Source organism: Pseudomonas fluorescens (assembly GCF_902498065.1).
GTDB lineage: Bacteria > Pseudomonadota > Gammaproteobacteria > Pseudomonadales > Pseudomonadaceae > Aquipseudomonas > Aquipseudomonas fluorescens_BJ.
Map to the genome: position 1 here is coordinate 333,265 of NZ_CABVIR010000003.1, position 14,270 is coordinate 347,534.

Below are 14,270 nucleotides of genomic sequence, written 5' to 3' on the forward strand. Positions count from 1 at the left end.
GGCGCGCCATGAAGAGAGCCATTCATAACGTTGCGCCCTGGGCGTTGCCGATTTTGCTGTTGGCGGTGTGGCAGTTGTCGGTGTCGGCAGGCTGGTTGTCGACACGGATTCTGCCCGCACCCATCGCGGTGATCGAAGCCGGCGTGAGCCTGGTGCGCAGCGGTGAAATCTGGACGCACCTGGCAATCAGCGGCTGGCGAGCAGCGCTGGGCTTCACCATTGGCGGCGGCATCGGTCTGGCGCTGGGCTTCATCACTGGCCTGTCGAAATGGGGCGAACGCCTGCTCGACAGTTCGGTGCAGATGATCCGCAACGTGCCGCATCTGGCGCTGATTCCGCTGGTGATCCTGTGGTTCGGCATCGATGAGTCGGCGAAGATTTTTCTGGTGGCGTTGGGCACCTTGTTTCCGATTTACCTCAACACCTATCACGGCATTCGCAACGTCGATCCGGCGCTGGTGGAGATGGCGCGCAGCTACGGCTTGTCCGGTTTCAGCCTGTTCCGTCAGGTGATCCTGCCGGGTGCATTGCCTTCGATTCTGGTCGGCGTGCGTTTTGCGCTGGGCTTCATGTGGCTGACCTTGATCGTCGCCGAAACCATTTCCGCGAGTGCGGGCATCGGTTACCTGGCAATGAATGCGCGGGAGTTTTTGCAGACCGATGTGGTGGTGCTGGCGATCCTGATGTACGCGGTGCTCGGCAAACTGGCCGATCTCGCGGCCCGTGGACTTGAACGTGTGTGGCTGCGCTGGCATCCGGCGTATCAGGTCGTCAAAGGAGGTGCCGCATGACGGCTCAACAACCTCCACGCCTGCTGCGCGGCATTCCGCTGGTGGTGCGCACGCTGCAAAAAACCTTTGGTTCGCGGCAGGTGCTGCGCGAGATTGATCTGCACATTCCGGCCGGCCAGTTCGTCGCCGTAGTGGGGCGCAGTGGTTGCGGCAAAAGTACCTTGCTGCGCTTGCTCGCCGGTCTCGACAAACCCACGGGCGGTGAGTTGCTCGCCGGCTCCGCGCCGCTGAGCGATGCACGGGAAGACACCCGGCTGATGTTCCAGGAAGCGCGTCTGCTGCCGTGGAAAAAGGTCATCGACAACGTCGGCCTCGGGCTCTCAGGCAACTGGCGGCCACACGCGCTGGCAGCGTTGGAGTCGGTCGGCCTGGCGGATCGCGCCAATGAATGGCCGGCGGCGCTATCCGGTGGACAGAAGCAACGTGTGGCCCTGGCCCGCGCGCTGATCCACCAACCGCGTTTGCTGTTACTGGACGAGCCGCTGGGCGCCCTGGATGCCCTGACTCGCATCGAAATGCAGCAACTGATTGAACGGCTTTGGCAGAAGCACGGTTTCACCGTGTTGCTGGTAACCCACGACGTCAGTGAAGCGGTGGCGATTGCCGATCGGGTGATCCTGATCGAAGAGGGCGAAGTCGGCCTCGACCTGCACGTAGAACTGCCGCGACCTCGGGTTCGGGGTTCGCATCGGCTGGCGGCGCTGGAAACCGAAGTCCTCAATCGCGTCCTCGCGCTGCCCGGCCAGCCGCCGGAACCGGAACCTGTTTCACCCTTGCCTACGCAATTGCGCTGGGCTCAATAACTCAAGCCTCATCCAACGACAGGAATCAACATCATGACTATCAAGGCCATCAACGTTCGTAACCAGTTCAAAGGCTCGATCAAGGAAATCGTCCTGGGTGACGTGCTGTCGGAAATCGACGTGCAGACCGCTTCCGGTATCGTCACTTCAGTGATCACGACTCGCTCGGTGAAAGAGCTGGAACTGGTGGTCGGCAGCGAAGTGATCGCGTTTGTGAAATCCACCGAGGTGTCGATCGCCAAGTTGTGATCGCGTGCAGTGCACACAACCCCGGAGGGTTTTAGCCCTTCGGGGTTTTTTATGCGCGTGATTCAGTGGAGTTCGGCGGTGCGGCCATCGCGAGCAGGCTCGCTCCCACAGGGAATTGTGCCGTACACAAATGCACTGTTCACTGACGATCAAATGTGGGAGCGAGCCTGCTCGCGATGGGGCAGTGAAGTCGGCGCAGAACTCAGGCTGGAATGTCCCGCTTCGGCAGGTACGGCGGCAAATACAGCCCCAGATAAGCGTCGAATACCCGCATCCCTTCTTCAGCCATGCGCGGCGTGATCTGCCCATGCTGTTGCACCGAGCGCGCATACACCCGATCACCCAGCTCCATCGCCAGGGCAAACACATCAACGTCTGTCGGCAGCTTCGGCAGTTCGAAATGATGATCGAACAGCTTGTGCATCAGGTCGCCCAGTTCGATGTCGTGCTGACGGTCGGCCTGGGTGACTTCAGTCAACCCGTGCTGCGCGAGGATCAACTGGCGGGCGGCGGCGTCTTCGTCGTAGATGTCGAGCATGCGTTGTTCCACCAGCCGCGACAGGTCGCGCCAGCCGTTGAGCGCGGCGTGGTCGATGGGCGCTTGCAGGCAGGCGCGGAAAGCAGCGTGAACGTCGGCGGTCAGCGCTTCGAGCAGGGCCGGGACACTGGCGAAAAAATGGTAGACCGAGGAGGGCGGGATTTCCGCGCGTTCGGCAACGCTGTAGATCGACAGACTGGCCACGCCCTCGGCGGCCAGCAGCGTGCGGGCGGCATCGAGTATCGAATCGATCCGGGCCTGGCTTCGGGCGCGGGGTTTGCGAATGGTGGCGGGGCGCGTCATTGGAGTCTCCTGCAAAGGCAGCGGGCATTGTACGAGGCGCATTGCACCTTGTCTGTACGCTGCCTGATGCCTGGGTTTCCTGTCGGAGTGGTTTAGCCGCCGACTTGTACACGACGACCGTTCAAGGGTTGAACCGGGCGTGCGTTCATCGGGTAAAGCGCCTGGAAAGCCTGCAGCTGTGCTGTGGATAGCTGCGCCACTGTGGAAAATACATGCCAGCGCACGCCTTCAGAACACGGTGGAGTCGTCAGCGATCCCGCGTAGGAATAGTGGTGACGACTTGTGGGCAAAAGATCGGCAATGTTCAGCGAATCCAGGGTCGCCAAACCGCCCGTTTGAGTGGGCATGGCTGTCAGGATCGGCTCCAGCGTCGGGTTGTGTGTGCCCTCTTCAAACAGCAATGCAACCACCGCGAGTTCGCCTGCCGTGTTGCGGTGAACCAGGTGCGCGTTTAACGGGAAGGTGCGCCCCATGATTTTTTCTTCGCTGGGCGTATGGAAGTGCATTTGTACGAACGCGTAGTCGCCAGAGGGGACGGTGATGCTGCCAGTTCCCGATGACGACACCTGGAGGGTATGCCCGTTGTTCAGAACGGTGGCGGTGCCCGGTTGATAGGTGAAGACCAAGGGGGCAAGTTCAGTCTCGATCGCATCACGAATATCGATAGGCGATTGCGCAAGGCCGGAGGTACAGCGTTTATATTCGCTGCTCAATTCGCCCCAGTTTTCCGGGCCGGTCGGCGTGGTGTAGCTCCAGTCAGCGGCTTTTCCGGTGGTTGCCCAAGCGCTGTTGCACACGCCGGTGATGATCAGGGTGATGGCTGAAGCCAATAGCTGTTTTTTCATGATTGTTTTTCAACACTCTGGAAGGAATACCGGCCAAGTCCCGGCGTTCTTGAGTGTGTGAGCGCGCAATGATCCGCTATGCAGGTTGCGTCCGACGTTTCCGTAGGGGCATTCCTGTTTGTCGAGGGGAATGGTCGCAACAAATTTGAGTACAAAAAAAACGCCGCAGGCTTTATCAGCCGGCGGCGTTCTTTTTTACTGCAACCGCTTACACGGTATGCAGATACCAGTTGTACTCAAGGTCGGAGATGGAGTGTTCAAACTCCTCCAGCTCACTTTCCTTGCAGGCCACGAAGATATCGATGTATTTCGGATCGATGTACTTGGCCATGACTTCGCTGTCGTCCAGCTCGCGCAATGCATCGCGCAGGTTGTTCGGCAGGCTTTGCTCGTTCTGCTCGTAGGAGTTGCCTTCCACGGGGGCGCCGGGTTCGATCTTGTTGGTCAGACCGTGGTGCACGCCTGCCAGGACCGAAGCCATCAGCAGGTACGGGTTGGCGTCGGCGCCGGCCACACGGTGTTCGATACGCACGGCATCGGCGGCACCGGTTGGAACGCGGATCGCTACGGTACGGTTGTCCAGGCCCCAGCACGGCGAGTTCGGCACGTAGAACTGTGCGCCGAAACGACGGTAGGAGTTTACGTTCGGGCAGAGGAAAGCCATCTGCGCCGGCAGGGTCTCGAGCACACCGCCGATCGCGTGACGCAGTGCGGCGTTCTGCTCGGGATCCTCGCTGGCAAAAATGTTTTTGCCGTCTTTATCAAGAATCGAAATGTGTACGTGCAGACCGTTGCCCGCCTGGCCCGGGTAAGGCTTGGCCATGAAGGTGGTGTCCATCTCATGGTCGTAGGCGATGTTTTTGATCAGACGCTTGAGCAGTACGGCGTAGTCGCAAGCCTTGATCGGGTCGGCCACGTGGTGCAGGTTCACTTCGAACTGCGCCGGGGCACTTTCCTTGACGATGGCGTCGGCCGGGATGCCTTGCTCTTTCGCACCTTCCAGAATGTCCTGGAGGCAGTCGACGTATTCGTCGAGGTCGTCGATCAGGTACACCTGAGTCGAGTGCGGGCGTTTGCCGGACACCGGCGAGCGTGGTGGTTGCGGACGACCGTTCACGTTCTCCTGGTCGATCAGGTAGAACTCCAGTTCGAACGCGGCGCAGATGGTCAGGCCCATCTCGTCGAACTTGCGAACCACATTGGCCAGCACTTCTCGCGGGTCGGCAAAGAACGGCTGCCCTTCGAGTTCGTGCATGGTCATCAACAGTTGCGCGGTAGGACGCTTCTGCCAGGGCTCATTGCACAGGGTGTCAGGGATTGGATAGCAGATTCGGTCAGCATCGCCGATGTCCAGGCCCAGGCCGGTGCTTTCCACCGTCGAGCCATTGATATCCAGAGCAAATAGAGAGGCCGGCAGGTTGATGCCTTTCTCGTAAACCTTGTGGAGGCTGGTGCGTTCAATGCGCTTGCCGCGCACCACACCATTCATATCCGCAATCAGAAGGTCAACGTACAGAACCTCAGGATGTTCCTTAAGGAACGCGTTCGCTTCGTTAAGCTGAACGGCACGCGGGGGTACCGACATGATGCAACACCTTTGTTGTTAAAAATATCAATCATTGATCTCTTCGGGTTTCAGTCAACCCGAACGGCATGCCGAAGTCAAGCGAGGCCTTTTTTGCCCTAAAAAAGCGCCCTTGAGGCTTTTTTGAGGCACTTTGGGGCGTTTTTATGCCTTTGAGCGCTTTACCTGCCGCGGGCTTGAGCGGGCCGTGTTGTATTTTTTACGGGGGTGTTGTGTAAAAAAATGAACAAGGCTAAGCTCGATTCAAACCCATAACAGCAATAATACCGGGGTGCTTCATGTCTCGCCTGCCGTTAATCGGCGTCGCCATCTGCCCCAGGCAGATCGGTCTGCATGCTCATCACATCAGTGGCGATCGTTACGTCCACGCCAGGGCCCGTGTTGCCAAAGGCGTGCCGTCGACTCTTCCTTCCCCGGCAGACTGGCTGGCTCCGTCCGATATTCTGGACGGTCCTTGCGACATTCTCTTTACGGGTTGTCCTTCCAATATAGAACCGTTTTACAGAGCTGGCCCGACCAACGTGTCGGCCGCTGCTCATGATTCTGCACGCCCTGCAACGCGCCCGTTCACCCTTGCCATCGTCGAGGCAGGTATTTGTGCGCGGCAATTGCAGTGGCAATCTGTACCAAGCGACGCCCGTGCGTCAAACAACGCCTGACTTATAAGAGTCAGGAAACTCAGCCTAAGAGGCATTTATGAGTAACAACCTCGACCAGCTCACCGATTGGTTGAAAGACCACAAGATCACAGAAGTCGAATGCATGATCGCCGACTTGACCGGGATCACCCGGGGCAAGATTTCGCCGACCAACAAGTTCATTGCTGAAAAAGGCATGCGCCTGCCCGAGAGCGTTCTGTTGCAGACCGTGACCGGCGACTATGTCGAAGACGACATCTATTACGAACTGCTCGACCCGGCGGACATCGACATGATCTGCCGCCCCGACCAGAACGCGGTTTACCTGGTGCCGTGGTCCATCGAGCCGACCGCTCAGGTGATCCACGACACCTACGACAAGCAAGGCAACCCGATCGAGCTGTCGCCGCGCAACGTGCTCAAGAAAGTGTTGAAACTCTATGCCGACAAGGGCTGGCAGCCGATCGTGGCGCCAGAAATGGAGTTTTACCTGACCAAACGCAGCGACGACCCGGACTACCCGTTGCAACCGCCGATTGGCCGTTCCGGTCGCCCGGAAATCGGTCGGCAGTCGTTCTCCATTGAAGCGGCGAACGAGTTCGATCCGCTGTTCGAAGACGTCTACGACTGGTGCGAACTGCAGGAGCTGGACCTCGATACGCTGATCCACGAAGACGGCACGGCGCAGATGGAAATCAACTTCCGTCACGGCGATGCTCTGTCCCTGGCCGACCAGATCCTGATTTTCAAGCGCACCATGCGCGAGGCCGCGCTCAAGCACGACGTGGCGGCCACCTTCATGGCCAAGCCCATGACCGGCGAGCCTGGCAGCGCGATGCACTTGCACCAAAGCATCATCGACATCGAGACCGGCAAGAACGTCTTCTCCAATGAAGACGGGACCATGAGCCAGTTGTTCCTGCACCACATCGGCGGCTTGCAGAAACTGATCCCCGAGCTGTTGCCGCTGTTCGCCCCGAACGTCAACTCGTTCCGCCGCTTCCTGCCGGATACCTCGGCGCCGGTGAACGTGGAATGGGGCGAAGAGAACCGCACCGTGGGCCTGCGGGTTCCGGATGCCGGGCCGCAAAACCGTCGGGTGGAAAACCGCCTGCCGGGGGCCGATGCCAACCCGTACCTGGCGATTGCCGCGAGCCTGCTCTGCGGTTACATCGGCATGGTCGAAGGCTTGAACCCAAGTGCGCCGGTAGTGGGGCGTGGCTATGAACGCCGCAACCTGCGCCTGCCACTGACCATCGAAGACGCGCTGGAACGCATGGAAAACAGCGCGACCATCGAGAAATACCTGGGCAAGAAATTCATCACTGGCTACGTCGCGGTCAAGCGGGCCGAGCATGAAAACTTCAAGCGCGTCATTAGCTCCTGGGAGCGAGAATTCCTGCTCTTCGCCGTCTGATGCGCCGGGTGCTGCTGCTTTTGGCGGCGCTCTAACCGATTCCAAGGAGAATTCGCATGACCAGCAACAACCCGCAAACCCGTGAATGGCAAACCCTGAGCAACGATCACCACTTGGCCCCGTTCAGCGACTTCAAGCAACTGAAAGAGAAAGGCCCGCGGATCATCACCAACGCCAAGGGCGTTTACCTCTGGGACAGCGAAGGCAACAAGATCCTCGACGGCATGGCCGGCCTGTGGTGCGTAGCGATCGGCTACGGTCGCGATGAACTGGCCGATGCCGCCAGCAAGCAAATGCGCGAGCTGCCTTACTACAACCTGTTCTTCCAGACCGCTCACCCGCCGGTGCTCGAGCTGGCCAAGGCCATTGCCGACATCGCGCCAGAAGGCATGAACCACGTGTTCTTCACCGGTTCCGGTTCCGAAGGCAACGACACCATGCTGCGTATGGTCCGCCACTATTGGGCGATCAAGGGCCAGCCGAAAAAGAAAGTCATCATCAGCCGCAAGAACGGTTATCACGGTTCCACCGTGGCCGGCGCGAGCCTGGGTGGCATGACCTACATGCACGAACAGGGCGACTTGCCGATCCCGGGTATCGTTCACATCGCCCAGCCGTACTGGTTCGGTGAAGGCGGCGACATGACACCGGAAGAGTTCGGTGTGTGGGCGGCCAATCAGCTGGAAGAGAAGATTCTGGAAATCGGCGTGGACAACGTCGGTGCCTTTATTGCCGAACCGATCCAGGGTGCCGGCGGCGTGATCATTCCGCCAGACACCTACTGGCCGCGCATCAAGGAAATCCTCGCCAAGTACGACATCCTGTTCGTGGCGGACGAAGTGATCTGTGGTTTCGGCCGCACCGGTGAGTGGTTCGGTAGCGATTTCTACGACCTCAAACCCGACATGATGACCATCGCCAAAGGCCTGACGTCCGGCTACATCCCGATGGGTGGCCTGATCGTGCGTGACGAAGTGGTGGCAGTGCTCAACGAAGGTGGCGATTTCAACCACGGCTTCACCTACTCCGGTCACCCGGTAGCGGCTGCGGTAGCGCTGGAAAACATCCGCATCCTGCGCGAAGAAAAAATTATCGAGCACGTTCATGCCGAAACGGCACCCTATTTGCAAAAGCGTCTACGGGAACTGAACGATCACCCGTTGGTGGGGGAAGTGCGTGGGGTCGGTCTGCTGGGGGCCATCGAGCTGGTTCAGGACAAGGCCACGCGCAAGCGTTATGAAGGCAAGGGCGTCGGCATGATCTGCCGTACGTTCTGCTTCGACAACGGCCTGATCATGCGCGCTGTGGGGGACACCATGATCATTGCTCCGCCACTGGTGATCACCAAGGCTGAAATCGATGAGCTGGTGACCAAGGCACGCAAGTGCCTGGACCTGACCCTGAGTGCGTTGCAGGGCTAAGTGCTAGGCTCTGAGCGGGAGACATGAAACTTTCGCTCAGAGCAGTTCTAAAGGGTGGCCTTTCCTTGAAAGACCGCCTCGGATCTTGCCAGACTAGCCGCGGTTCCCGTTGTCCGGGTTCGGCCGCTGAACATAGTGGTTCTAAAAAGAAAAATTTGGAGCATTACGCATGAAGGCATTAGGAAAAAAGCTTGCTGGCAAGACACTCCTCGCCATGTCCCTGATGGGCATAATGGCGAGTGCGGTTCAGGCGGACGACAAGGTGTTGCACGTCTATAACTGGTCCGACTATATCGCTCCGGACACCATCAAGAAGTTCGAAACCGAGTCCGGCATCAAAGTCGTGTACGACGTTTTCGACAGTAACGAAACCCTGGAAGCCAAGTTGCTGGCAGGCAAGTCCGGCTACGACATCGTCGTGCCGTCGAACAACTTCCTGGCCAAGCAGATCAAGGCTGGCGTTTACCAGAAGCTGGACAAGTCCAAGCTGCCTAACTGGAAGAACCTGAACACTGACCTGCTCAAAGCGGTATCGGTGAGCGACCCGGGCAACGAACACGCCTTCCCGTACATGTGGGGTTCGATCGGTATCGGCTTCAACGCCGAGAAGGTCAAGGCTGCACTGGGTGCCGATGCACCGACCAATTCCTGGGACCTGCTGTTCAAACCTGAAAACGCCGCGAAGTTGAAATCGTGCGGTATCAGTTTCCTCGATTCGCCAACCGAGATGATTCCGGTGGCGTTGCACTACCTGGGCTATCCAACCGACAGCCAGGACAAAAAACAACTGGCCGAAGCCGAAGCGCTGTTCCTGAAGATTCGTCCTTCGGTGGGCTACTTCCACTCGTCCAAGTACATCTCTGACCTGGCCAACGGCAACATCTGCGTAGCCGTGGGTTACTCGGGTGACATCTACCAGGCCAAGTCCCGTGCGGCTGAAGCCGGTGACAAAGTGAAAGTCAGCTACAACATTCCGAAAGAAGGTGCGGGCAGCTTCTACGACATGGTCGCCATCCCTAAAGATGCCGAAAACGTCGAGGGCGCCTACAAGTTCATGACCTTCCTGCAGAAGCCGGAAATCATGGCTGAAATCACCAACGCCGTGCGTTTCCCGAACGGTAACGCGGCCGCCACCCCATTGGTCGAAAAAGAAATCACCGATGACCCAGGCATCTACCCGCCAGCGGACGTGCTGGCCAAGCTGTACGCGATCGCCGACTTGCCGGCCGCGACCCAGCGGATCCTGACTCGCAGCTGGACCAAGATCAAGTCGGGTAAATAAGCCGGTTTGAGGTAACAACCTGTTGTCGTCGCCTGCTCGGTGATGGCAGCAGGTGTAATTAAATGACAGAAAGTTTTGCTGGAACGGTTTTTCGAGGGTAAGTTGCGCGCCGGTTTTGTTGCTGGGCAGCTACGACTGTCATGTAACGCGGGGCAACTTGGGCCCAACTAATTTTAGAGGACCTCCACTTGCCTATTTTTTCTTTGCTACGCAATGCATTGCTGGTCGGTGCCGGACTGACACTGGCTGTCAGTGTCCAGGCCGCCGGCACGGTGCATATTTATAACTGGTCGGATTACATCGGCGAGACCACCCTGGCCGACTTCCAGAAAGAGACCGGCATCAAACCGGTCTATGACGTGTTCGATTCCAACGAAACCCTGGAAGGCAAGTTGTTGGCCGGGCGTACCGGCTACGATGTGGTCGTGCCGTCCAACCACTTCCTCGGCAAGCAGATCAAGGCCGGCGCTTTCCAGAAACTCGACAAGTCGAAGTTGCCGAACTACTCGAACCTCGACCCGGTGCTGCTCAAGCGTCTGGAGCAAAACGATCCGGGCAACCTGTACGCCGTGCCGTACCTGTGGGGCACCAACGGCATCGGTTACAACGTCGACAAGATCAAGGCTGTGCTGGGTGTCGACAAGATCGATTCCTGGGCGGCGGTATTCGAGCCGGAGAACATCAAGAAGCTGCAAAGTTGCGGCGTGGCGTTCCTCGACTCCGCCGATGAAATGATGCCGACGGTCCTCAACTACATGGGCCTGAACGCCAACAGCACCAACCCCGAAGATTACAAAAAGGCCGAAGCCAAGTTGCTGGCAGTTCGGCCTTACGTGACCTACTTCCACTCCTCCAAATACATCGCGGACCTGGCCAACGGCGACATCTGTATCGCCATCGGTTTCTCCGGCGACATGTTCCAGGCCCGCAACCGTGCGGCTGAAGCGAAGAAAGGCGTGAACATCGCCTACACCATTCCCAAAGAGGGCGGTGCGCTGTGGTTCGACATGCTCGCGATTCCGAAGGATTCGAGCAACGTCAAAGAGGCCCATGCGTTCATCAACTATTTGTTGAAACCCGAGGTGATCGCACAGGTCAGCGATTCTGTTGGCTATGCGAACCCCAACCCAGGCTCGGACAAGCTGATGGAGCAGTCCATCCGCACCGACGAGTCGGTTTATCCACCGCAAACCGTCCTCGACAAGACGTATGTGTCGGTCGAGTTACCACCAAACATTCAACGTTTGATGACCCGCAGCTGGACCAAGGTCAAGTCGGGTAAATAGCTTCAAGGCTCAAACTATCCAAGGTTGGCTCACCTTGAGCGAACTGCACTCTTTTTTTCTGGGAGTTTCGTAAATGGCAGTTGCCTCCGGCGCCTATAAGAAAGCCCTCGAGGGCGACCAGTCACCTAAACAGGTGCTGGTCAAAATCGACCGGGTCACGAAGAAGTTCGACGAGACGATTGCCGTGGACGATGTGTCCCTGGAAATCAAGAAAGGCGAGATTTTCGCCCTGCTCGGCGGTTCGGGATCGGGCAAGTCCACGTTGCTGCGCATGCTCGCAGGCTTCGAACGGCCCACGGAGGGGCGCATTTTCCTCGATGGCGTAGACATCACCGACATGCCGCCGTACGAGCGGCCGATCAACATGATGTTCCAGTCCTATGCCTTGTTCCCGCATATGACCGTGGCGCAGAACATCGCCTTCGGTCTCAAGCAGGACAAAATCCCCGCCGCTGAAGTCGATGCCCGTGTCGCGGACATGCTCAAGCTGGTGCAGATGACGCAGTACGCCAAGCGCAAGCCGCATCAGTTGTCCGGTGGCCAGCGTCAGCGTGTTGCCCTGGCGCGTTCGCTGGCCAAGCGGCCGAAGCTGTTGCTGCTCGACGAACCGATGGGTGCGCTGGACAAGAAGCTGCGTTCGCAGATGCAGCTGGAGCTGGTCGAGATCATCGAGCGCGTCGGCGTAACCTGCGTCATGGTGACCCACGATCAGGAAGAGGCCATGACCATGGCCGAGCGCATCGCGATCATGCACCTGGGCTGGATCGCCCAGATCGGCAGCCCGATCGACATCTACGAAACCCCGACCAGCCGCCTGGTCTGCGAATTCATCGGCAACGTCAACATCTTCGACGGTGAAGTGATCGACGACGCCGAAGGCCACGCCATCATCACCTGCAAGGACCTGGACCGGCAGATCTACGTGGGCCACGGCATCAGCACCTCGGTGCAGGACAAATCCGTGACCTACGCGATCCGTCCGGAAAAACTGCTGGTGACCCCGACCATGCCGACCTGCGAATACAACTGGTCCAGCGGCAAGGTGCATGACATCGCCTACCTTGGCGGTCACTCGGTGTTCTACGTCGAATTGCCGAGCGGCAAGATCGTCCAGTCGTTTGTCGCCAACGCCGAGCGCCGCGGTCAGCGCCCAACCTGGGGTGACCAGGTTTACGTGTATTGGGAAGACGACAGCGGCGTGGTACTTCGCTCATGAACATGCGCAAATTCAAACGCCGCCTCAACCGAATAATTCCCGGTGGCCGTCAGCTGGTCATCGGGGTTCCGTTCATCTGGCTGTTCCTGTTCTTCATGCTGCCGTTCTTCATCGTCCTGAAGATCAGCTTCGCCGAAGCCGACGTGGCCATTCCGCCGTACACCGAGATCTACAACTTCGTTGACCAGAAGCTGCAGGTGCTACTCAACCTCGGCAACTACGCGATGCTGGCCGGCGACGAGTTGTACATCGCTGCCTACCTCGGTTCGTTGAAGATGGCGCTGATCAGTACCACCCTCTGCCTGCTGATCGGTTATCCGATGGCCTACGCCATTGCCAGTGCCCGTAAAGAGATGCAAACGGTGCTGGTGCTGCTGATCATGATGCCGACCTGGACCGCGATCCTGATCCGCGTTTATGCGTGGATGGGCATCCTCAGCAACAACGGTCTGCTCAACGGTTTCCTGATGACCATGGGCTGGATCGACGAGCCGCTGCAGATCCTCAACACCAACCTGGCCGTGTATATCGGCGTGGTTTATTCGTACCTGCCGTTCATGATCCTGCCGCTCTACGCCAACCTGGTGAAGCACGACAGCAGTCTGCTGGAAGCGGCGTCCGACCTCGGTTCAAGCACGTTCAACAGCTTCTGGAAGATCACCATTCCGCTGTCCAAGAACGGTATCGTCGCCGGTTGCATGCTGGTGTTCATTCCGGTGGTGGGCGAGTTCGTGATCCCGGAACTGCTCGGCGGTCCGGAAACTCTGATGATCGGTAAAGTGCTCTGGCAAGAATTCTTCAACAACCGCGACTGGCCGGTGGCGTCTGCCCTGGCGGTGGTGATGCTGGCGATCCTGATTGTGCCGATCATCCTGTTCAACCGCAGTCAGGCCAAGGAAATGGAGGGTAAAGAATGAAGCGCTTCCGTTTCTCGAGTTTCATGCTGATCGCGGGCTTGCTGTTTATCTACGCGCCGATGCTGATCCTGGTGATCTACTCGTTCAACGCCTCGAAACTGGTGACGGTGTGGGGCGGCTGGTCGATCAAGTGGTACGTCGGCCTGATGGACAACACCCAACTGATGGGCTCGGTGGTGCGTTCGCTGGAAATCGCCTGCTACACCGCGATTGCGGCGGTGGCGCTGGGGACATTGGCGGCGTTCGTCCTGACCCGTATCACCCACTTCAAGGGCCGCACGCTGTTCGGCGGCCTGGTCACCGCGCCGCTGGTCATGCCCGAAGTGATCACCGGTCTGTCGCTGTTGCTGCTGTTCGTGGCCATGGCGCAGATGATCGGTTGGCCACAGGAACGCGGCATCGTCACCATCTGGATCGCCCATACCACGTTCTGTGCGGCGTATGTGGCGGTGGTGGTGTCGGCGCGCTTGCGTGAGCTGGACCTGTCCATCGAAGAAGCGGCCATGGACCTTGGCGCGCGGCCGTGGAAGGTGTTCTTCCTGATCACCATCCCGATGATCGCCCCGTCGCTGGGCGCGGGCGGCATGATGTCGTTCGCCCTGTCGCTGGATGACCTGGTGTTGGCCAGCTTCGTGTCGGGTCCGGGGTCGACGACCTTGCCGATGGAAGTGTTCTCGGCGGTGCGTCTGGGCGTGAAGCCCGAGATCAACGCTGTGGCCAGTCTGATTCTGCTGGCGGTGTCGCTGATGACCTTCCTGGTCTGGTTCTTCAGCCGTCGCGCCGAAGAAAGCCGCAAGCGTGCGATTCAGCAGGCCATCGAAGAAAGCGCTGCGGATTCGTGGAAGCAACCGGACGTGCGTCGCGCACAGCAGGCGCCGGAAGCGGCTTGAGGGTTGGCCACGAATAAGTGGCCACTCCAGATCCCATGTGGGAGCGAGCTTGCTCGCGATAGCGGACTGTCATTCAACATTGATGTTGA

13 protein-coding genes and 1 pseudogene are annotated in these 14,270 nt (G+C 58.7%); 11 read left to right on the top strand and 3 right to left on the bottom strand.

The genetic code is table 11. The annotated features are described in order from the left end of the window. Positions 1 to 8: 8 nt before the first annotated feature. The 3 genes from ssuC to F8N43_RS14295 are packed head-to-tail and all read left to right on the top strand — an operon-like array spanning position 9 to position 1,843. The gene (gene ssuC / locus F8N43_RS14285) at positions 9 to 791 is read left to right on the top strand and encodes an aliphatic sulfonate ABC transporter permease SsuC (protein ID WP_150632120.1); all 783 of its coding nucleotides are present in this window, start codon (positions 9 to 11) and stop codon (positions 789 to 791) included. Further along, the gene (gene ssuB, locus F8N43_RS14290) at positions 788 to 1,594 is read left to right on the top strand and encodes an aliphatic sulfonates ABC transporter ATP-binding protein (protein ID WP_150638059.1); all 807 of its coding nucleotides are present in this window, start codon (positions 788 to 790) and stop codon (positions 1,592 to 1,594) included. Before ssuC ends, ssuB begins: the two co-directional genes overlap by 4 nt. Positions 1,595 to 1,627: 33 nt before the next feature. Next, positions 1,628 to 1,843 carry a TOBE domain-containing protein gene (locus F8N43_RS14295; protein ID WP_003229256.1) on the top strand — a complete coding sequence of 72 codons (216 nt, stop codon included), beginning with the start codon at positions 1,628 to 1,630 and terminating at the stop codon, positions 1,841 to 1,843. 202 nt (positions 1,844 to 2,045) lie between these two features. Here the strand turns inward: F8N43_RS14295 and F8N43_RS14300 are convergent, their stop codons facing one another. The 3 genes from F8N43_RS14300 to F8N43_RS14310 form a co-directional block, all read right to left on the bottom strand. Beyond that, positions 2,046 to 2,684 (bottom strand): TetR/AcrR family transcriptional regulator, encoded by a 639-nt coding sequence (locus F8N43_RS14300; protein ID WP_150632122.1) that lies wholly within the window; start codon positions 2,682 to 2,684, stop codon positions 2,046 to 2,048. Between the two features lie 92 nt (positions 2,685 to 2,776). Further along, positions 2,777 to 3,529, bottom strand: a complete 753-nt coding sequence (locus tag F8N43_RS14305; protein ID WP_150638057.1) for a carbonic anhydrase — start codon at positions 3,527 to 3,529, stop codon at positions 2,777 to 2,779. A 208-nt stretch (positions 3,530 to 3,737) separates the two neighbouring features. Continuing rightward, complete coding sequence (locus F8N43_RS14310; RefSeq protein ID WP_090178366.1) at positions 3,738 to 5,114, bottom strand: glutamine synthetase family protein; 1,377 nt, start codon at positions 5,112 to 5,114, stop codon at positions 3,738 to 3,740. A gap of 278 nt (positions 5,115 to 5,392) precedes the next feature. Between F8N43_RS14310 and F8N43_RS14315 the strand changes: the two are divergent. The 8 genes and pseudogenes from F8N43_RS14315 to F8N43_RS14350 all read left to right on the top strand — a co-directional run. Beyond that, a pseudogene (locus F8N43_RS14315) lies at positions 5,393 to 5,710 on the top strand (gamma-glutamyl-gamma-aminobutyrate hydrolase family protein); the annotation flags it as partial. A 100-nt stretch (positions 5,711 to 5,810) separates the two neighbouring features. Continuing rightward, positions 5,811 to 7,169 (top strand): glutamine synthetase family protein, encoded by a 1,359-nt coding sequence (locus F8N43_RS14320; RefSeq protein WP_017341357.1) that lies wholly within the window; start codon positions 5,811 to 5,813, stop codon positions 7,167 to 7,169. A 56-nt stretch (positions 7,170 to 7,225) separates the two neighbouring features. Continuing rightward, a complete protein-coding gene (locus F8N43_RS14325) occupies positions 7,226 to 8,590 on the top strand; it encodes an aspartate aminotransferase family protein (protein WP_150632125.1) in 1,365 nt (454 codons plus the stop codon). Between the two features lie 169 nt (positions 8,591 to 8,759). Then, positions 8,760 to 9,872 carry a polyamine ABC transporter substrate-binding protein gene (locus F8N43_RS14330; protein WP_150632126.1) on the top strand — a complete coding sequence of 371 codons (1,113 nt, stop codon included), beginning with the start codon at positions 8,760 to 8,762 and terminating at the stop codon, positions 9,870 to 9,872. A 188-nt stretch (positions 9,873 to 10,060) separates the two neighbouring features. Beyond that, the gene (locus F8N43_RS14335) at positions 10,061 to 11,158 is read left to right on the top strand and encodes a polyamine ABC transporter substrate-binding protein (RefSeq protein ID WP_150653944.1); all 1,098 of its coding nucleotides are present in this window, start codon (positions 10,061 to 10,063) and stop codon (positions 11,156 to 11,158) included. Between the two features lie 73 nt (positions 11,159 to 11,231). After that, a complete protein-coding gene (locus tag F8N43_RS14340; RefSeq protein ID WP_111448387.1) occupies positions 11,232 to 12,374 on the top strand; it encodes an ABC transporter ATP-binding protein in 1,143 nt (380 codons plus the stop codon). A 35-nt stretch (positions 12,375 to 12,409) separates the two neighbouring features. Next, positions 12,410 to 13,291, top strand: a complete 882-nt coding sequence (locus F8N43_RS14345) for an ABC transporter permease subunit (protein ID WP_191623697.1) — start codon at positions 12,410 to 12,412, stop codon at positions 13,289 to 13,291. After that, positions 13,288 to 14,181, top strand: coding sequence for an ABC transporter permease subunit (locus F8N43_RS14350; protein WP_150632129.1), 894 nt, complete (start codon positions 13,288 to 13,290; stop codon positions 14,179 to 14,181). The genes F8N43_RS14345 and F8N43_RS14350 overlap by 4 nt, the downstream gene beginning before the upstream one ends. Positions 14,182 to 14,270: the final 89 nt, after the last annotated feature.

Excerpts from the sequence above, each read along its gene's own strand:
- ssuC (WP_150632120.1), top strand. The coding sequence starts at position 9 with ATGAAGAGAGCCATTCATAACGTTGCGCCCTGGGCGTTGCCGATTTTG.
- ssuB (WP_150638059.1), top strand. The coding sequence starts at position 788 with ATGACGGCTCAACAACCTCCACGCCTGCTGCGCGGCATTCCGCTGGTG.
- F8N43_RS14295 (WP_003229256.1), top strand. The coding sequence starts at position 1,628 with ATGACTATCAAGGCCATCAACGTTCGTAACCAGTTCAAAGGCTCGATC.
- F8N43_RS14300 (WP_150632122.1), bottom strand. The coding sequence starts at position 2,684 with ATGACGCGCCCCGCCACCATTCGCAAACCCCGCGCCCGAAGCCAGGCC.
- F8N43_RS14305 (WP_150638057.1), bottom strand. The coding sequence starts at position 3,529 with ATGAAAAAACAGCTATTGGCTTCAGCCATCACCCTGATCATCACCGGC.
- F8N43_RS14310 (WP_090178366.1), bottom strand. The coding sequence starts at position 5,114 with ATGTCGGTACCCCCGCGTGCCGTTCAGCTTAACGAAGCGAACGCGTTC.
- F8N43_RS14320 (WP_017341357.1), top strand. The coding sequence starts at position 5,811 with ATGAGTAACAACCTCGACCAGCTCACCGATTGGTTGAAAGACCACAAG.
- F8N43_RS14325 (WP_150632125.1), top strand. The coding sequence starts at position 7,226 with ATGACCAGCAACAACCCGCAAACCCGTGAATGGCAAACCCTGAGCAAC.
- F8N43_RS14330 (WP_150632126.1), top strand. The coding sequence starts at position 8,760 with ATGAAGGCATTAGGAAAAAAGCTTGCTGGCAAGACACTCCTCGCCATG.
- F8N43_RS14340 (WP_111448387.1), top strand. The coding sequence starts at position 11,232 with ATGGCAGTTGCCTCCGGCGCCTATAAGAAAGCCCTCGAGGGCGACCAG.
- F8N43_RS14350 (WP_150632129.1), top strand. The coding sequence starts at position 13,288 with ATGAAGCGCTTCCGTTTCTCGAGTTTCATGCTGATCGCGGGCTTGCTG.